We start from the raw sequence: 19,660 nt of genomic DNA, 5'->3' as shown, positions 1-19,660 counted from the left end.
ACATAAATAAAAAAGTTCATAATGAATAATTACGATGTTATTGTTATAGGATCTGGACCAGGAGGTTATGTATCTGCTATTCGTTCAAGTCAACTTGGTCTTCGTACGGCTATTATAGAAAAACATCAAGAATTAGGTGGAACATGTTTAAATGTAGGTTGCATTCCTTCTAAATCTCTTTTATATTCTTCTAAATATTTTCTTTTTGCAAAAAAAGAACACTATCTACATGGAATTTCCTACGAAAAATTATCCTTAGATTTCGAAAAAATGATGAAAAGAAAAAACGATATAGTCAAAAAAACAAATGAAGGAGTTAAATATTTAATGAAAAAAAATAAAATTGATTTATATCAAGGAATAGCATCGTTTCAAACAAATCATCGTTTATCTATCATAGATAAAAAATATTTAAAAGAAATAACAAAAATAAAATTTCAATATTGTATTATAGCAACAGGATCTAAACCCACCTGTCTCCCTACATTAAATTTTGATATACAAAAAAGAATTATTTCCTCTACAGAAGCCCTTTCTCTAAAGGAAATACCAAAAAGATTAATAGTCATAGGAGGAGGTGTTATTGGATTAGAATTAGGTTCTATTTATCATAGATTAGGAAGTCGAGTGACTATTCTTGAAACTATGGATAACATTATATCAAATATGGATCATTCTTTAAGTAAAGAAATTCAAAAAATTTTGGAAAAATCTTCTATTCAAATAGAAAAATCCTTATTAATAAACAATATAGAAATATTAGAAGATACTAAAGAAATATCGGTTCATGTTAAAAAAAATAATGGAAAAGATATGAAATATATAGGAGATTATTGTCTCCTATCAATAGGAAGATCTCCCAATACTAAATATCTTCGATTAGATAATATAGGTATAAAAAAAGATAAAAATGGATTTATCCTTGTTAATGATTTTTTACAAAGCTCTATAAATAATATTTATGCTATAGGAGATGTAATAGGAGGAAAAATGTTAGCACATAAAGCAGAGGAAGAAGGATTATATGTAGCAGAACACATATCTGGACAAAAACCAAATAAAATAAACTATAATTTGGTACCTTCCGTCATTTATACTTATCCTGAAGTTTCCAGCGTTGGAAAAACAGAAAAAAAAATAAAAGAAGAAGGAATAGAATATAATATAGGAATTTTTCCAATGAAATCATTAGGAATAGCACGAGCAAGCGGGTGTACATCAGGATTTATCAAAATTTTATCCCATAAAAAAACGGATGAAATCCTAGGAGTTCATATGATCGGTGAACATGTTACAGATATGATTATGGAAGCAACTGTTGCAATGGAATTCCATTCTTCTTCAGAGGATATTTATCGAATATGTCATCCTCATCCAACTTTTAGTGAATCTATCAAAGAAGCGGCATTATTGAGTTTTGAAAATAATTCAATACATATGTAATTATCATATTTTTTTTCCTTTTTTACTCAAAAATTAATTAGCTTTTAAAAAAATTTTTGATCCAAAATAAATCCTATTTATTTTTTCATAAATTGGAGATGAATGAAAAATTTTTAAAATATAATGATTATTGGAATAATAATGAATTATAGAATCTTTTTTTTTTCATATTCCAACCATAATAAAAAAAAAATATTTAATATTTTTATTGAAAATTATACGGATTATTTGATCCGTAAATATTTACCATCCTCTATTTTTTATTTTTGATGAAATCTAGGTCCCCATCCTGTCCTGTCAATTAAAATAGAGTTAAGTAATAAATAAAATACCTCTTGTTTTTCCCAAACAATTAAAGATCCACTAAAATGGAGAAGGAAAAAATTTTCTTTAAAAAAAATTATTAACTTCTATAAAAATATTTTTTAATGAAGAAAAAAGGAAAAAAGGGGTAAGAAATACCTTTAGGAACAGAAAAAAAAGACCATATTTTTGATTTTTTTTATAAAATTTTAAAATAAAAATTATCATTTACTTATTATTTTTATCCTAAAATTTATATATATAAAATATCTCAAAATTACTGAAAAATTAACTTTATTATTTTATTTATGTAAATAAATGAATTATTGATCCTAATATATCTATTCTTACTTCTTTCAATTTTTTTTTATTCCTATATAGGAGGATAGATTATTTTAGAATAAATAGGATCAAAAATGATCAATAAATTCTACATTAGTATTTTATAGGTATTCTATCCATGTAAAAAAAATTTTTTTTTAAGAAGATCTTCTTTAGATTCTAAATGATTTTTATCTAATATACAACAATTCACTGGACAAATAATTACACATTGAGGTTCTTCATAAAAACCAACACATTCTGTACATTTTTCTGATACAATAAAATAAATATCTTTTTTTTTAGGATTTTTATATTTTGTTATTTCTTGAGATGTTCCATCTGATATTCTCCACTTTTTTCCTCCTTCGTATATTGCATGATTGGGGCATTCCAATTCGCAAGCTCCACAATTTATACATTCATCTGTTATTTTTATAGACATTTAAATTAAATAATTTTATTTATTATTTTCAAAATTTTTTTCATACATAATTTATTTTTTATAGAATAGAAATGGTATATAATTAAAATGGAATTTTAACAACTAATTTATCTTTTTCTATATACTTTTTTTGAAAAATCTTTCCACCTATTATAGGTGCTTCTAATCCATTTTTTAAAAAAACATTACAGATAAAAATTCTAGATTCATCCCAAACTTTTTCTTTTATAAAACTTTCTAAAGTCATTTTACCACCCTCTACAATTAAAGAAATAATCTTTTTTTTGTATAAATAATTCAAAATATTTTTTATGATTTTTTTATCAAAAGGGATCTGAACAAATTCCGTATTTTTACGGTTTTTTTTGTTTTTTTCTGTAAAAATAATGGTGTATTTTGTTTTATCTAAAACAAAATAAGAATCGGATATTCTTAAATTTCGATCCAGTACAATTCTAATAGGATTATTTCCAAACCATTTTCTAACATTTAATTTTGGGTTATCATTGATCACTGTTTTTCTTCCAACTAAAATACTATCCTCTTCAGATCTCCATTTATGACTCAATTGTCTAGAATAGATACCACTAATCCATGAACTTTTTTTTATTGAATTATCCATAAATCCGTCATAACTTTGTGCCCATTTCAATATCACATAAGGTCTATTTTTTTCATAAAAAGTAAAAAATCGTTTATTTAAATAACGACATTCATCTTTTAATACATTTTCTATTACCTCTATTCCATATTTCCTTAATTTTTTTATTCCTAATCCATTTACCTTATCACAAGGATCTTTTGTACCTATTATAACTCTAGGAATTCTATTTTTAATAATTAAATCAACACAAGGTGGGGTTTTTCCAAAATGAACACATGGTTCTAATGTTACATAAAGTGTAGAATCTACCAACAAGGATAAATCTTTAACAAGATTAATAGCATTTATTTCTGCATGATACATGCCTACTTTATAATGCCATCCTTCTGAAAGGATCAATCCATTTCTTTCTATAACACATCCGACCATAGGATTAGGAGATGTTGATCCTAATCCATTTTTAGCTATTTGAATAGCTCTATACATAAAGATGTTTTTATATTCCATTTATCAAAGTTGAATATGGATATCAAGAATTCCATATTTTCCAAGATTCTTCAGCTTGAATACGAAACATTTCTAATCCATTTCGAATCATTGCTCCTTTTTCTTCTCCTTTTTTTAAAAATAAAGTTTTAGGTGGATTATAAACTAAATCATAGAGATAATGATGAGAAGATAGCCATTCATAGGGTAAAGAAGGACATAAATTTATTTTTGGATAGGTTCCTAAAGGAGTACAATTAATAATAATTTTATAATTTTCTAATAAATCTTGATTGATTTCTTCATAAATCAAAAAATCCTTATCCTTTTTTCTAGAAACATATTTATGATCAATTCCTAATTTATTTAAAATAAATGAAATGGAACTGGAAACTCCACCAGTTCCTAAAATTAACGCTTTTGGATTTTTATAGGATAATTGATTCATATCCTTTTTAAAGGATAATTCAAAACCTAAAATATCTGTATTGTATCCAATACGATTTTTTTTTTTATCAATTTTTATAACATTTACAGATCCAATAATTTTTGCTTCTGGCATTAATTCAGTAATAAAAGAAATGATACTTTTTTTATATGGAATAGTAATATTGCATCCTTTTAAATAAGGATTATTAAAAATAGATAAAACTTCCTCTATATTGGGAATATCGAATATTTCATAAGTTGCCTGAATAATAGATTCCTTTTTAAATTTTTTTAGAAAAAAATTTTTTGAAAAAGAATAACTAATTTCTTTTCCAATCAATCCAAAAATTATCATATTTTTATTCTTCTCTTTTTAATCTCATTCGCTCTCTATATATAGCTCGTAATATTTCATTTCTTCTACCTTCAGAAGGTTTTATATATTGTTGTTTTTCTCTAAATTCCTTTAAAATACGAGTTTTATCAAATTTTTTTTTGCATTTTTTGAGGGCTTTATCAATAGATTCACCTTCTCTAACTGTCGTAATTAATACCATATAAAAAAATCATAAAATAAAATAATTGAAATAAAAAAAATCATAGTGGACACTATCGGATTTGAACCGACGCCCTCTACTCTGTCAAAGTAGTGCTCTAAACCAACTGAGCTAAATGTCCTTTTACAAAATTAAGTATTTTTTATTTATGTATGATGCTATGTAATAAAAAGAAAGAGAATAGATTATTTTCCTTAATTAAAAATGAAAAAAAATGTTACATAATATATTAGAAAAACCTATAGAAAATTTAAAAGGATTAAGCTTAAAAAAAGCACATTTATTCAATGTAGAATTAAATATTCATACATATGAAGATTTTCTTTTTTTTTATCCAAAAAAATATGTCAATTGTCCTATATTAGAGGATATATCTAAATTCAAATTTAAAGAAAAAATAGACGAAAGTATCATACAAATAATAGGAAAAATTACAAAAATTGAAGAAATTAACTATAAAAATAAAAAAGGAAATATATTAATAGCACGTTTAGAAAATAAAACGGGTTTTATTGAATTAGTATGGTACCATAAAATAAATTTTTTTAAAAAAAATTTAAAAAAAAATATTCCTATAATAGTTTATGGAAATATTAAATTTTTTCAAAAAAAAATTCAAATTATTCATCCAAATATTCAAAAATTTCAATTATTAACAAAAAAAATTTCCATATTACCTGTATACTCTATATCTAAAAAACTAAAACAAAATGGAATCAATAATTTTTTTATAATAAATTTATTGAAAAATATAATAGAAGAATCAAAAAATAATATAGAAGAAATTTTTTTTCAAGATTTTATGAAAAAAAAATTAATGCATAGAAGAGAAGCATTGATTCAAATCCACTTTCCAAAATCTTTAGAAAAATTATTACAAGCACAATATCGTTTAAAATTTGAAGAGTTATTTTTTTTTAAACTATCTCTACTATCTAAAAAAAATAGAAATACGAAACTTTTATATAGTTATCCTTTTTTTAAATTAGGAAAAAACTTTTACAAATTTTACAAACATTTTTTACCATTTTCTTTAACAGAAGATCAAAAAAAAGTTTTTAAGGAAATACGAAATGACTTAAAAAAATCCATTCAAATGAATCGACTATTACAAGGAGATGTAGGATGTGGAAAAACTATCATTGCTGTATTATCTATGCTTATTGCATTGGATAATGGATATCAATCTTGTTTAATGGTTCCTACTGAAGTTTTAGCTATACAACATTATTTTTCTATTCATAAAATGGTTTCTTTAATTGGAATTAGAACAGCTTTATTAACAAGTTCTATATCTATGAAAAAACGAAAATTTATATATCGTGATCTTCTTACAGGAAGAATATCTATTCTTATAGGGACACATGCTTTAATTCAAGAATCCGTTCATTTTAAAAATCTGGGATTAGCAATAATTGATGAACAACAACGTTTTGGTGTAGAACAAAGAGATAAAATTTTGGAAAAAAATAAAAAACCACCTCATATTTTGATTATGACTGCTACACCTATTCCTAGAACTTTATCAATGACCCTTTATCATGATTTAAATATTTCCATTATCAAAGAATTACCTTTAGAAAGAAAACCAATAAAAACTATTCATTTTTGGAATAAAAATAAACCTCAAGTATTTGAAATTATAAAAAATCAGATTTTAAAAGGAAGACAAATATACATCATATATCCTACTATAGAAAAATCTAAAAAAAATGAATATCAAAATTTGATAAGTGGTTATAAAATATTAAAAAAAGAATTCCAAAATTTAGAAAATAAAATAGGAATTCTACATGGTAAAATGAATTATCAAGAAAAGAATATTCAAATGGATCGATTTTTAAGTGGAAAAAATAAAATAATGGTATCCACTACTGTTATAGAAGTAGGAGTAGATGTTCCTAATGCTTCAGTTATTTTAATAGAAAATGCAGATTATTTTGGATTATCTCAATTACATCAATTAAGAGGAAGAGTTGGTAGAGGTCCATATCAAAGTTATTGTTTTCTTATGACAAATGAAAAAATTAGCATTGAAAGTCTCTTTAGAATAAAAGTAATGTGCCAGACTAATGATGGGTTAGAAATATCTAAAAAAGATCTTAAATTACGAGGAAGCGGAGATTTAATAATAGGTACAAAACAAAGTGGTAAAAGTTGTTTACGAATTGCAAATCTTATAAAAGATTATAAATTAATGAAAGAAGTTATTCCAATTGCTCAAAATTTTTTTCACAAAAAACAAAATGTTTTTTTAACTCATAGAGTGTATAAATACTATAATAAATACTTATGGAAAAAATAATTTAGTTGATTTGAAAAAAATCTAAAAATATGAATTATATATATGTATGTATAGATTGAATAGTTTGCAACGTAAAATTATCAAAACCATTAATGGCCCAATTCTTGTTATCGCTGGGGCTGGATCTGGAAAAACACGTATTCTAACACATAGAATTGTTCATATGATTAATAATATAGGAATAAATCCATCTAATATATTGGCTTTAACTTTTACTAACAAAGCGGCTAAAGAAATGAAAAATCGTATTTCAAATATGATAAATGAATCTAATTTTAGTTTAATCTCATTAGGTACTTTTCATTCTATATTTTCTGGAATTTTACGAAAAGAATCTCATTGGCTTGGTTATAAATCCAATTATACTATTTATGATCAAAGAGATTCAGAAAATGTTATCAAAAAAATATTAGACGATACAAATTTGAAAACCTCTTTTAGTCCCAAAAATATTATAAAAAAAATATCTGAATATAAAAATAATTTATTCGATAAATTAAGAAAAAAAAAAGAATTCTATTATAAGGATATAAAAAAAATTTATGAAATTTATGTTAAAAGATGCTTCAATGCAGAAGCTTTAGATTTTGATGATATATTACTACACACAAATTATTTATTTTTTCGTTTTCCAAATATACTGCATAAATACCAAGAAAAATTTCAATATATATTGATTGATGAATATCAAGATACCAATTTTTCTCAAAGTACTATCATTAAAAATCTTTCCTTTAAATATAGAAATGTTTTTGCAGTTGGAGATGATGCGCAAAGTATTTATGCTTTTCGGGGAGCAAATATTTCAAATATTTTAAATTTTCATAAAGACTACAATGAAGCAAAAATTTTTCGACTTGAACAAAATTATCGTTCCACTAATCACATAGTAGAGGCCTCTAATAAAATTATTTCTTTTAATAAAAATCAACTTTTTAAAAAAATTTGGACTAAAAACGAAAAAGGAGATGAAATAAAAATATATGGAGCTTTTTCAGAAAAAGAAGAAGCACAATATATTGCTGATTATATTCTTTTTCAGAAAAAAATTAAAAAATTTCAAAACAAAGACTTTGCTATTCTTTATAGAACAAATACTCAATCCCATATTTTAGAATATGCAATGAAAGAAAATAATATACCCTATAATAAAATAGGTGGATCTATATCTTTTTATAAACGTAAAGAAATTCAAGATTTATTATCTTATTTTAGAATTATCAATAACCCAAAAGATGAGGAATCATTATTAAGAATAATAAAAAAAAAAATAAACAATCAAAAAACTGTTAAATTATTATTAATATTTTCTAAAAAAAAAAATGAAATTATATATAATATTTTAAAAAATCTGAATATATATCATCCATACATAAAAATACATAAAAAAACAAAAAATAATTTAGAAAGTTTAATTTCTACAATAGAAAATTTTCGTTTAAAATTAAACGATAAAAATATATATGAAATAGCTAAATATATAGTAAAATTTTTATTAAAAGAAGAGAAAAAAAATAATTATAATCATGATAATTTTCAACTTATATTAGATAATATCTCTCATTATATTAATGATCAAAAAAAATTAAAAAAAAATGGAGATATAAGTTTATCTGGTTTTTTACAATATTTTTCTTTAAGAGAAGGAATAAATGAAAATGAAGGAGAAAATAAAGTTTCGTTAATGACCATTCATTTATCTAAAGGGTTAGAGTTTCCAGTTATTTTTATTACAGGATTAGAAGAAAATTTATTTCCTTCAAAATCTAGTTTAGAAGACCAATTAAAACTTGAGGAAGAACGTCGTTTATTCTATGTTGCTTTAACTAGAGCTCAAAAAAAAGCTATATTAACTTATACAAAATATCGTTTTTTATGGGGGAAAAAAATGATGAATATACCTAGTCGTTTTATTCATGAAATCAATGAAAAATTTATTGAGAAAAAAAAAATATCAATTTCTAATGATTCATATAAATTCAAAACAACTGATTATGAAAAAACATTAATAAAAAAAGGAATAAAAGTATTTCACAAAAATTTTGGAATAGGAACAATTATAGATATACAAAGACAAAATGAAATAGCCATAATTAAATTTCAACAATCAGGAGAAAAAAAAATTTTACTAAAATTAGCTAAACTCATTATTTATTCATAAACTTTTTCCTATCCATTTTTATTTTATTATGGAAGATAAAAAGATAAAAGTAAATTTTAGTCTACAAAAACTGATTTGTTTCGTAGCAGTAATTTTATTTTTAATTAAGTTAATTACTTGGTATATAACTTCTTCTATTTCTATATTTAGTGATGCTCTGGAAAGTCTCACAAATATAATTAGTGGATTTATAGGTTTATATAGTCTTTATGTTTCTTCTTTGCCCAAAGATCAAAATCATCCATATGGTCATGGAAAAATAGAATTTATATCCACTGCAATAGAAGGTTTTTTAATTTTTTTCGTAGGAATTATTATTTTTATAAAAACTTTTATACGTGTAAAAAATCATGAAACTATCTTCTTATTAAGATTAAATTATGGAGTCTATCTAATGTCTTTTACCGCAATTATTAATTACTTTTTAGGTATTTTTGCCTGTAAAATAGGAAATAAAAATGGAGCTTTAACATTAATAGCTAGTGGAAAACATCTTCAAATAGATACCTATTCTACTTTTGGTATTGTGATAGGATTAATATTATTAAATATAACTAAATGTATATGGATAGATTCTATTATTTCTGTTATTTTTTCCTCTTTAATTTTGTATACAGGATTAAAATTATTAAGATCTGCTACAGCTGGAATTATGGATGAATCTGATAAAAAACTTTTAAAAAAGTTATCTTTTTATATCAATGAAAAAAGAAATAGTCATTGGATTGATCTTCATCATTTAAAAATTATTAAATATGGAAGTGCTTTACATGTTGATTGTCATTTAACAGTACCATGGTTTTTTAATATCAAAGATGCTAATAAAGAAATACAAAAATTAACAAAACTAACAAAAGATAAATTCGGAAATAAAGTAGAATTATCTGTCCACGTAGATGCTTGCAAATCAAATCATTGTTTTACCTGTTTTAATAGGTTATGTAAAGTTAGAAAAAATTTTTTTCAAAAAAAAATTCTTTGGACGTTAGATAAAACTTCATATTACAATAATAATAAAAGAAAAGATCTTATTTTTATAAATAAAAATCAATATGGAATATAATACTAATCGTTTCAAATTGGTTATACCAGAATATGGAAGAAATATTCATAAAATGATCGATTATGCGATAAAAATAAAAAATAGAAAAGAACGTAATCGTTGTGCATGGAGTATCATTAAATTAATGACGTATTCCAATCCTAGATTTAAAATTCCTTATTTTCAGCATAAATTATGGAATCAATTATTTATTATGTCTAAATATCAATTAGATATTGATACTCCATTTCCAAAACCAAATCCAGAAAAAAGAAAAATTGATCATTGTAAAAAAGTGGTCTACCCTGACTATTTAACTAATTTTCGATATTATGGAAAAATTATAAGAAACATGATATATGTAGCAATAAATTATAAAAATAGTAAAAAAAAAGAAGGATTATTTTATGCTATAGCAAATACCATGAAGAAAAATTATTTAAGGTGGAATAAAAATATTGTAGAAGATGATGTCATATTTAAAGATTTAAAAGACCTTTCAAAAGGAAAAATCTGTTTAATGAATAAAACTAATCCATTATTACAATGTTCCTATCTTTTAAATCCAAAAAGAAAAAAAAATTATATGAGAAAAAAACATGATTATCAAAAGTAATGGCTTCTTTTAAAATAGAAGGTGGAAATTTTTTAAAAGGGGAAATACAACCACAAGGTGCAAAAAATGAAGCTTTACAAGTTTTATGCGCAGTTTTATTAACATCAGAAAAAATAAGAATAAAAAATATTCCAGAAATAGGAGATGTTAAATGTTTGATACAAATTCTTAAAAATTTAGGAGTTATAATCAAAAAAAATAATATTGGAGATTATACTTTTCAAGCAAAAGAAATTTATATTGAGTATTTAAACACAAACCAATTTTTTATTGAGTATGGAAAATCTATTAGAGGATCTATAATGATTGCAGGTCCTTTATTAGCTCGATTTGGAAAAGTATGTATGCCAATTCCTGGAGGGGATCGGATTGGTCGTAGACGCTTAGATATTCATTTAAGAGGATTTGAATCCTTAGGGAGTCATATAGTTTATAAAGAAAATCAATATTTTTATATTTCTTCCAAATATTTAACAGGAAAATTTCTTCTTTTAGAAGAAGCTTCTGTAACAGGAACAGCTAATATTATTATGGCAGCTACCTTAGCGAAAGGGAAAACAACTATTTATAACGCTGCTTGTGAACCTTATATTCAACAATTATGCAGATTATTGAATAGAATGGGATCAAAAATAAAAGGAATAGGTTCTAATTTAATTCATATTATTGGAGTTACAGAATTAAGCGGATGTACACATACTATTTTACCTGATATGGTAGAAATAGGAAGTTGGATAGGATTAGCAGCAATTACTAGTTCCGAAATAAAAATTCGAAATGTTAGTTGGAAAAATTTAGGAATTATTCCAAATACATTTAAAAAAATGGGTATAAAATTAGAAAAAAAAAATGATGATATTTATATTCCATCTCAAAAATATTATAAAATAAAAAAATTATTAAATAACGCTATATTAACAATTTCTGATTCACCATGGCCAGGATTAACTCCAGATTTATTAAGTATTTTAACAGTTGTAGCAACTCAAGCAAAAGGAAGTGTTTTGATTCATCAAAAAATGTTCGAAAGTAGATTATTTTTTGTAGATAAACTGATTGAAATGGGTGCACAAATAATATTATGTGATCCTCATAGAGCAACTATTATTGGATTAAACCATCAATCTTATTTGCGAGGTTCTATCTTAAATTCTCCAGATATACGGGCAGGAATTGCACTTTTAATAGCGGCACTTTCTGCTAAAGGAACTAGTATCATCAAAAATATAGAACAAATAGATAGAGGATATGAAAATATTGATCAACGATTACGTATTTTAGGAGCAAAAATTTCACGAATAGTATAATTTTTTACTTTTTCTCCAGTCATATGGATTAATTGGTGACTTTTCTCTCCATAATCCAATTTTATTTTTTTTCGCTATATTTTCTATTTTTTTATATTGAATATTTTTAGAAAATTTCCATACCCAAGCTAACCCTGATTTGATTATCTCTTTTCCTAAATCTTTATTTTTTTCATATAATACTAATCCAACAAAACGATTATATCTATCTATTTTGATATTTTTAATAATCACTATTTTATTCAGAATTTTTTTTATTAAAAAATTTTTTGCTATTATTCCATAAGCTTGATTTTTTTCTGGACAATCTATATCCAAAATTCTTATTTTGTAATCTTTCATTTTTTTTTCAGAAATAATTTTAAAAGTATCTCCATCATAAATTTGAATTACTTTTCCTGTAATTTGCGATATTATCGATAATGAAATAATGAAAAATAACTGAATAAAAAAAGCCATATTTTATTATTTTTTAAAAAAAATATTTTTCAAATTTTTATCTATAAATCAATAATTGAATAAAAAATAATTTTTTATACATTTTATACAATTTATTATTATTCACAAAATCAATTAACTTTATATTAGATAATATAAATAAATGAAAAAAATTAAATACAATAATAATGAAAAATTATGGAAAAATTCGAATATATAACTAAAGAAGGATTAAAAAAATTACAACAAGAAATAGAAAGACTAGAAAACATAGAACGTCCAAAAATATCCATGCAAATAGCTGAAGCAAGAGATAAAGGAGATATTTCAGAAAATGCAGAATATGATGCAATCAAAGAAGCACAAGGATTCTTAGAAATGAATATAGCTAAGTTTAAAAAAAAATTATCCAATGCAAGGATTATAGATGAATCACAAATAAATAGAACTAGGGTCTCTATTCTATCTACAGTAAGAGTTAAAAATATAACCTATGGTGGAGAACAAATATATACCTTAGTTCCAGAAGGAGAAGCCGATTTAAAATCAGGAAAAATTTCTATAAATACTCCTATATCTACAGGATTACTTGGAAAAAAAGTAGGAGAAATGGCCCATATTAATTTACCTAATAAGATGATACTTGATTATGAAATTTTAGAAATAGGATTTAGTGAATAAAAATATTTTTACAAAAATAATTAAAAATGAAATTTCCGCTTATAAAATAGCAGAAACTTACAATCATTTAGCTTTTTTAGATATTTATCCATTAAAAATAGGACATACTTTAGTGATCCCAAAAAAAGAAAATATAGAAAAAATATTTTCTCTTACAGAAAAAGAATTTATCTCTATTATGTCTTTTACTCGAAAAGTAGCTATAGGTATTGAGAAAATAATACCTTGTAATCGTATAGGAATATTTGTTCTGGGATTTGAAATTCCTCATGCTCATATCCACTTAATTCCTATGGATGAAGAAAGTGATGGAGATTTTTCTAAAAAAAGAATAGATCTATCGGAAAAATTTTTTAAAAATTTATCAAAAAAAATCAGAAAATCTATTGAAATTGAAAAATAATAATCATTGATTTTATTTATTCCAATGAAATAGAATTTTTAATCCTTTTATTGTATGTAACTTATCTTTCAAGTGAATCTCTTTAGTTAAAGGCGTATATATATGCGAAAGACCTCCAGTAGCAATTACAAAACAATTTTTTTTTAATTCTTTATTAATACGATTAATAAGCCCTTCCACCATACTTAAATATCCATAAATCATTCCACTTTGTATACATGTTTCAGTATATTCTCCTAATATATGGGGTGGCTTTTTTAATTCTATTTTTGAAAGTTGAGCAGTATTACCAATCAATGTGGATAATGAACTATTAACTCCTGGTGCAATAATAACTCCTTTAATATTCCCATATTTATCTATACAGGTAAAACTTAATGCAGTTCCAAAATCTATTATTAAAATATTTTCTTTATTGTATAATGTATATGCAGCTATAGCATTAGCATACAAATCTGTTCCTAATTGATGAGAATAGTGTCTTATTGGAGAAGAAGAATATCTATCTACTATTATAGGTTTTATTTTATGTATTTCATATAAAGATTGTTCTACAATATTCGTAAGGGGGGGAACTACAGATCCAATAACAATATTTTTTATTAATTTTGAAAAAATTCCATATTGTTGATATATATTCCTAAACAATAAAATATATTCATCTAATGATCTTTTTGGATTGCTATTAATAATCCATGAATAATTACATTTAAAATTATATTTATTCTTATTAATAAATAGTCCAAAACGAATACTGGAATTTCCAATGTTTATAGTTAATAACATTATTAAATTCATTTTTGAATCATAAAAAATGTCATTAAATTTGAATAAAATTTCATAGTATAATACTGTTTGTCAATTATTTGTTATTAATATAAAAATATGTTTATATATTTTCATAATCAAAAAAAAATTTATTACAAAATAAAAGGAAGTGGTAAATCTATTGTTTTTTTGCATGGATTTATGGAAAGTTCAGAAATTTGGAATTTTTTTTATGATATATTTTATGAAAAATATAAAATTATTTTAATTGACTTTCCTGGTCATGGAAAAAGTTCTTCCTATGAAGAAAAAACTATTTTTACTATGGAAGAGGGAGCTGATATAGTAAAAATTATTTTAGAAAAAGAAAATATAGAAAAATCTATTTTTGTTGGTCATTCTATGGGGGGATATATTGCTCTTGCACTTGCAGAAAAATATCCAGAAATATTTTTAGGTTTGTGTTTACTTAATTCTACCGCAGAATCAGATACAAAAGAAAGAAAGAAAAATAGAATTCGTTCTATCCAATTTGCAATAAATAATTATCCTTTATTTGTTTCTCATAGTATACAGAAACTGTTCAATCCTAAAAAATTAGATCTATTGCAAAAAGAAATTCATTTTTTAAAAAAAATAACTTTATCGATTTCCGTTAAAAGTGCAATTTCTTTTTTAAGAGGGATGTTAATTCGAAAAGATAGAACATTTTTATTAAAAAAAACCAAATTTCCAAAATTGTATATAATTGGGTTACATGATTTAATTATTAATGAAAAAAAAATACGTGAAGAAGCAAAATTTGGATATAATTGCCATTTCATGGAGATACATACAGGTCATATGGGCCCTATAGAAAAACCTAAAGAAATAAGTAAAATATTAGAAAAATTTATGAATATCATAAAATAATAAATAATTACTATTTATATAAAATGAATAAAAATAAATTACGAAAAAAATATCTATTTTACAGAAAATCTTTTTCAAAAAATGAAGTACTCAAAAAAAGTTATGAAATATTTTTTCAAGTCAAAAAACTATTCATATGGAATAAAAAATATTATCATATTTTTTTACCCATAGAGAAAAATAATGAAATAAATACGTTTTTCATTATTAATTTTCTTTTTAAAAAAAAAAATATATAACAATTCCTTATTCAAATTTTCATAAATTATCTATAGATAATTGTTTTTTTGATAGAAAAACATTGATAAAAATAAATAAATATGGAATTCCGGAACCTATAAATAAAAATATTATTCCACCTTATTTTATTGAAGTTATATTTATTCCATTATTAGTTTTCGATTTAAAAGGATATCGTATTGGTTACGGTCAAGGTTTTTATGATAGATTTCTTACACTATGTAAAAAAAATATTCTAAAAATAGGATTAAGTTTATTTGATCCCATCAATTGTATTAAACCAATACATAAATACGATCTTACAATAGATATAGGAATCACTATGAATCATACTTTTTTCTTTCAAAATTCAAGAAAAAAATACTTTAAAAATATCCCAAATAATGACCATAACCATAATTAAACTAATAGTTAGAAATCCAATGATCGTAAAACGTTCAAAAATTCTCTCGTTTATCTTTTTTTTAGTTATCATTTCTATGATAATAAATAATACATAACCTCCATCTAATGATGGAATAGGGAATAAATTCAAAAAGGCTAACCATATAGATAAAGTAGCTGTTAATGTCCAAAATATTTCCCAATTCCATTGATCAGGAAACTCCTTAGCCATAGAAAAAAAACTTCCTATATGTTTGTAAGCTCTAGTCTCTAGATGAAAAACATTTTTTAAAAAAAATATTTGATTTTTTAAAACTTCCCAAGATTTTTTTACACCATAAGGTAAACTTTCAATTATAGAATAATTTTTTTTTTCGAATGAAAAAATTTGATCCATATCTATAAAATTCTTCAAATATATTCCTAATATACCTTTTTGATTTAAAAAAATTTCCTTTTGAAAAAGTTTTCCATTTCTATTGATAGAAACTAATATAATTTGGTTTTTATATTTAGATAAAATATCTTTTAATTGATCGGAAAATAAAATAAATTCCGAATTAATTGCTAAAATTTCATCATTATTTTTCAATCCAGATTTATATGCCCCCGAATTTTTCATTACGTAATTTATAATAGGAGGAATACGAGGTTTAATAAAAAAATTAAATTCTTTTCTATCAAAAAAATATCTTTTTTTATCGTCATTTAATGATAAATGAATAATTTTTCCCATACGATCTATAGTAATGGAATTTCCTAAAATAATAGATTTAGGAATATCATTAAAATAGGGTATAAATTTTCCATTTACAAATAAAATTTTATCTCCGTTTTGTAATCCAATTTTTTCCCCTAAAGAATCTACTTCAATTCCGTATTTTACATTTTTTGTAGGAAGGAAAATATCTCCATATTGAAATAACAAAAAAGAAAAAATAATAATAGATAACAATACATTGGAAATAATTCCTCCTAAAACAATTAATAATTGTTTTACTGAAGATTTTGAACGAAATTTACACTCTTTTATACTTTTTTTTTCTGTAGAAGAACTTTTATTTTCTTCTGTCATCATTCCAGATATTTTGACATATCCTCCTAAAGGAATCCACCCTATTCCATAAATAGTCTTTCCTATTTTTTTTTTGAATATAGAAAACCAAGGATCAAAAAATAAAAAAAATCTTTCTACATGTACTTTAAATGCTTTAGCTAACAAAAAGTGTCCTAATTCATGAATTACTATCAATATAGAAACACTAAACAATAACTGTATGGATCTAACGAGAATAGAAGTCATAAATTATAACATATTTATTTCAAAAATTAGATAAATTTAAACCTTTATTTTCTTTTTTTACAATACATATCTACTTAGAAGTATATTTAATTATTTAATTTTTTTAAATACACATAAATTTGAACTTATCTAATCTTAAAAAAGGAGAAAAAGGAATTATTAAGGGATATAAAAATGAAGATTTTCCTATAAAATTATTAGAATTAGGTCTTTTACCTGGTGTTAAATTTGAAATACTTTTCGTTTCTATTTTTTATGATCCACTTTGTATTAGTTATGATCAATCTTGTGTAACATTACGAAAAAAAGAGGCAGAAAATATTCTAATAGAACCTATTTTAAATAATGAAAAAAACAATTAAATTGGCTCTTATTGGAAATCCAAATGTTGGAAAAACTTCTTTATTTAACAAATTAACTGGACTTAATCAAAAAGTAGGAAATTACTTAGGTGTAACAATTGATAAAAAAATAGGATATTTTTTTTACAAAAAAATATATTATCAAATCATGGATCTTCCTGGGATTTATAGCATATATCCATCATCTGAAGATGAAGAGATAGTTTGTAGATTATTAAATGATAAAAAAAACGTAAATGATTATCCAGATAAAATTATTGTTGTAGCGGATTCCTCTAATATAAAAAAAAGTATTTTTTTACTTAGACAAATACAAGATTTAGGGTTCCCTGTTCTATTCATATTAAATATGATTGATGAAGCAAAAAATAAGGGAATTTTTATTAATATAAAAAAATTAAAAAAATTTCTGATAACAGAAATTGTATCAATTAATGCAAGAAAAGGAATAGGAATAGAAAAAGTTAAAAATAAAATAAATAAAATAAACTATCAAAAAAAAAATAATTCCTTTTTTTTTAATCCAAAATTGGATTATATCATTGCTATTAAAAATGTAAAAAGTTATTATTCAGTTAATTCTTATAGAGCTTGGTATTATTTAGCTAATAATAGAATTTTTTTTCAAAAAAAAGATAAAATTTTAAATCAAATTAAAAAAAAACATAATATTATTTCTAAAAAATTACAAATTCAAGAAATACTGTATAGATATAAGGAAATAAGTTTCATTTTTTCTAAAACGGTTTTTGAGTTTATTTCGGATAAAGAAAAAAATTATTTGAATTTTCAAAAAAAAATAGATAAATATTTATTGGTCCATCCTTTATGGGGTTATTTAATTTTCTTTTTTTTATTATTCATTATATTTCAAAGTGTTTTTTTTTTATCAGAAAATCCTAAAGGATTTATAGAATTTTTTTTTTATATTTTTCAAAAAAAACTGGTAACATTTTATCCAGGGCCTTTAAATCATTTTTTTATACAAGGTATTTTACCTGGAATTAGTACTATTATTACTTTTATTCCACAAATTTTTATTTTATTATTTTTTATTCTTCTTATGGAAGAAAGTGGTTATATGAGTAGAGTAATATTTTTAATGGATAGGATGATGCGTCCATTTGGATTAAATGGAAAAAGTGTCGTTCCTCTTATTTCTAGCTTTTCTTGTTCTATTCCAGCAATAATGGCTTCTAGACATATAGAAAATTCTAGAGATCGATTAATCACTATTTTAGTAACTCCTTTTATGACATGTTCAGCTAGATTACCTATTTACACATTAATCATTTCTTTAATTATTCCGGATAAAAAATGGTATTTTATCCAATTAAGAGGATTAGTACTCATGGCAATGTACCTTGTAGGTTTTTTTTCTGCTTTAAGTATTTCCATGATTATTCATTATTTTATTCTCAAAAAAGATTATAAAAGTTATCTTATTATGGAAATGCCTACTTATAAATATCCTATATTCATCAATATATGGATTCCACTATGGATAAATATAAAATCTTTTATTTTTAATACAGGAAAAATGATTTTGTTAGTAAATGTATTAATATGGGTATTAGGATCTTTTGGTCCTTCAAAAGAATTATCAAATAAAAATTCTATTTTTTTGGAAAAAATAATAAAAAAAAAAGAACTTCCTAATTCTTATTTAGGTTTAATAGGAAAAAAAATAGAACCATTTATTCAACCATTAGGATATAATTGGGAAATAGGAATTGGTTTGATATCTTCTCTTATAGCAAGAGAAGTTTTTGTTAGTACAATGGGATCAGTCTATAAGATAGAAAAAGGAAATTTTTTATTAAAAGAAAAAATGAAAAAAGAACAATTTTATGATACAAAAAAACCTGTTTACAATATAGCAACAGGATTTTCTTTACTCTTTTTTTACGCATTTTCTATGCAATGTATGAGTACCTTATATACAGTAAAAAAAGAAACAAAATCTTGGAAATGGCCTATTATACAATTCTTTTTTATGACAACATTAGCTTATTTTTCTTCTTTTTTCATTTATCAAATATTAAAAAAATAACAAAATGTGGCAATATATTATGATTGGTCTATTTTTTTCGTATTCTATTCTTTTTTTACTCAAAAAATTTTTGAATTTTTTTTCAAAAAAAAGGAAT

General features: G+C 23.1%; 19 protein-coding genes and 1 tRNA gene. 12 read left to right on the top strand and 8 right to left on the bottom strand.

The genetic code is table 11. From position 1 onward, the window contains the following. The first annotated feature begins 21 nt into the window (after nt 1–21). Nucleotides 22–1,443, top strand: a complete 1,422-nt coding sequence (lpdA, locus tag DM817_RS00705) for a dihydrolipoyl dehydrogenase (RefSeq protein ID WP_113738161.1) — start codon at nt 22–24, stop codon at nt 1,441–1,443. 757 nt (nt 1,444–2,200) lie between these two features. Here the strand turns inward: lpdA and DM817_RS00700 are convergent. From DM817_RS00700 to DM817_RS00680, 5 genes are all read right to left on the bottom strand, one after another. After that, nucleotides 2,201–2,512, bottom strand: coding sequence for a 4Fe-4S dicluster domain-containing protein (locus DM817_RS00700; RefSeq protein ID WP_113738160.1), 312 nt, complete (start codon nt 2,510–2,512; stop codon nt 2,201–2,203). An 82-nt stretch (nt 2,513–2,594) separates the two neighbouring features. Beyond that, nucleotides 2,595–3,623, bottom strand: coding sequence for a bifunctional diaminohydroxyphosphoribosylaminopyrimidine deaminase/5-amino-6-(5-phosphoribosylamino)uracil reductase RibD (gene ribD, locus DM817_RS00695; RefSeq protein ID WP_113738159.1), 1,029 nt, complete (start codon nt 3,621–3,623; stop codon nt 2,595–2,597). A 22-nt stretch (nt 3,624–3,645) separates the two neighbouring features. Beyond that, entirely contained in the window at nt 3,646–4,386 is a 741-nt protein-coding gene (locus tag DM817_RS00690) for a shikimate dehydrogenase family protein (RefSeq protein WP_113738158.1), read from the bottom strand. Nucleotides 4,387–4,390: 4 nt separating this feature from the next. Beyond that, the gene (rpsU, locus tag DM817_RS00685) at nt 4,391–4,588 is read right to left on the bottom strand and encodes a 30S ribosomal protein S21 (protein WP_113738157.1); all 198 of its coding nucleotides are present in this window, start codon (nt 4,586–4,588) and stop codon (nt 4,391–4,393) included. 46 nt (nt 4,589–4,634) lie between these two features. Then, nucleotides 4,635–4,709 (bottom strand) — tRNA-Val (locus tag DM817_RS00680). Nucleotides 4,710–4,802: 93 nt separating this feature from the next. Between DM817_RS00680 and recG the strand changes: the two genes are divergently transcribed. From recG to murA, 5 genes are read left to right on the top strand one after another with little or no spacing between them, the layout of a single operon-like run. Further along, a complete protein-coding gene (gene recG, locus DM817_RS00675; RefSeq protein WP_113738156.1) occupies nt 4,803–6,893 on the top strand; it encodes an ATP-dependent DNA helicase RecG in 2,091 nt (696 codons plus the stop codon). A 46-nt stretch (nt 6,894–6,939) separates the two neighbouring features. Continuing rightward, on the top strand, nt 6,940–9,054 hold the full coding sequence (locus tag DM817_RS00670; RefSeq protein ID WP_113738155.1) for an ATP-dependent helicase: 2,115 nt from the start codon (nt 6,940–6,942) through the stop codon (nt 9,052–9,054). Between the two features lie 28 nt (nt 9,055–9,082). Further along, nucleotides 9,083–10,117, top strand: coding sequence for a cation diffusion facilitator family transporter (locus tag DM817_RS00665; protein WP_113738154.1), 1,035 nt, complete (start codon nt 9,083–9,085; stop codon nt 10,115–10,117). Continuing rightward, the gene (locus DM817_RS00660; protein ID WP_113738153.1) at nt 10,107–10,712 is read left to right on the top strand and encodes a DUF4290 domain-containing protein; all 606 of its coding nucleotides are present in this window, start codon (nt 10,107–10,109) and stop codon (nt 10,710–10,712) included. Before DM817_RS00665 ends, DM817_RS00660 begins: the two co-directional genes overlap by 11 nt. Beyond that, entirely contained in the window at nt 10,712–12,019 is a 1,308-nt protein-coding gene (gene murA / locus DM817_RS00655) for a UDP-N-acetylglucosamine 1-carboxyvinyltransferase (RefSeq protein ID WP_113738152.1), read from the top strand. The genes DM817_RS00660 and murA overlap by 1 nt, the downstream gene beginning before the upstream one ends. On the opposite strand, the gene DM817_RS00650 is transcribed toward murA, so the two are convergent. After that, nucleotides 12,005–12,478 carry a thermonuclease family protein gene (locus tag DM817_RS00650; RefSeq protein WP_113738151.1) on the bottom strand — a complete coding sequence of 158 codons (474 nt, stop codon included), beginning with the start codon at nt 12,476–12,478 and terminating at the stop codon, nt 12,005–12,007. The genes murA and DM817_RS00650 overlap by 15 nt on opposite strands. A gap of 177 nt (nt 12,479–12,655) precedes the next feature. Here DM817_RS00650 and greA point away from each other — a divergent pair, with 177 nt between their 5' ends. Together greA and DM817_RS00640 are read left to right on the top strand one after the other, a co-directional pair. Next, nucleotides 12,656–13,138, top strand: a complete 483-nt coding sequence (gene greA / locus DM817_RS00645) for a transcription elongation factor GreA (protein WP_113738150.1) — start codon at nt 12,656–12,658, stop codon at nt 13,136–13,138. Then, the gene (locus DM817_RS00640) at nt 13,131–13,541 is read left to right on the top strand and encodes an HIT family protein (protein ID WP_113738149.1); all 411 of its coding nucleotides are present in this window, start codon (nt 13,131–13,133) and stop codon (nt 13,539–13,541) included. The genes greA and DM817_RS00640 overlap by 8 nt, the downstream gene beginning before the upstream one ends. A gap of 12 nt (nt 13,542–13,553) precedes the next feature. Here DM817_RS00640 and DM817_RS00635 read toward each other — a convergent pair whose 3' ends face one another. After that, on the bottom strand, nt 13,554–14,327 hold the full coding sequence (locus DM817_RS00635; protein ID WP_113738148.1) for a type III pantothenate kinase: 774 nt from the start codon (nt 14,325–14,327) through the stop codon (nt 13,554–13,556). A 99-nt stretch (nt 14,328–14,426) separates the two neighbouring features. Between DM817_RS00635 and DM817_RS00630 the strand changes: the two genes are divergently transcribed. Then, nucleotides 14,427–15,221 (top strand): alpha/beta fold hydrolase, encoded by a 795-nt coding sequence (locus tag DM817_RS00630; protein WP_113738147.1) that lies wholly within the window; start codon nt 14,427–14,429, stop codon nt 15,219–15,221. Nucleotides 15,222–15,522: 301 nt separating this feature from the next. After that, nucleotides 15,523–15,864, top strand: coding sequence for a 5-formyltetrahydrofolate cyclo-ligase (locus DM817_RS03035; RefSeq protein ID WP_235610885.1), 342 nt, complete (start codon nt 15,523–15,525; stop codon nt 15,862–15,864). Here DM817_RS03035 and rseP read toward each other — a convergent pair. Beyond that, nucleotides 15,811–17,148, bottom strand: coding sequence for an RIP metalloprotease RseP (rseP, locus tag DM817_RS00620; protein ID WP_113738146.1), 1,338 nt, complete (start codon nt 17,146–17,148; stop codon nt 15,811–15,813). The two genes, DM817_RS03035 and rseP, sit on opposite strands and share 54 nt — an antisense overlap. A 119-nt stretch (nt 17,149–17,267) precedes the next feature. Here rseP and DM817_RS00615 point away from each other — a divergent pair, with 119 nt between their 5' ends. Further along, the gene (locus tag DM817_RS00615; RefSeq protein WP_113738145.1) at nt 17,268–17,510 is read left to right on the top strand and encodes a FeoA family protein; all 243 of its coding nucleotides are present in this window, start codon (nt 17,268–17,270) and stop codon (nt 17,508–17,510) included. Continuing rightward, nucleotides 17,494–19,563: a ferrous iron transport protein B gene (feoB, locus tag DM817_RS00610; protein ID WP_235610884.1), complete on the top strand. Its 2,070-nt coding sequence runs from the start codon at nt 17,494–17,496 to the stop codon at nt 19,561–19,563. The genes DM817_RS00615 and feoB overlap by 17 nt, the downstream gene beginning before the upstream one ends. The last annotated feature ends 97 nt before the right edge of the window (nt 19,564–19,660 follow it).

It is taken from the genome of Blattabacterium clevelandi (assembly GCF_003268615.1).
GTDB lineage: Bacteria > Bacteroidota > Bacteroidia > Flavobacteriales > Blattabacteriaceae > Blattabacterium > Blattabacterium clevelandi.
This window is presented reverse-complemented; position numbering and strand designations above follow the sequence as displayed.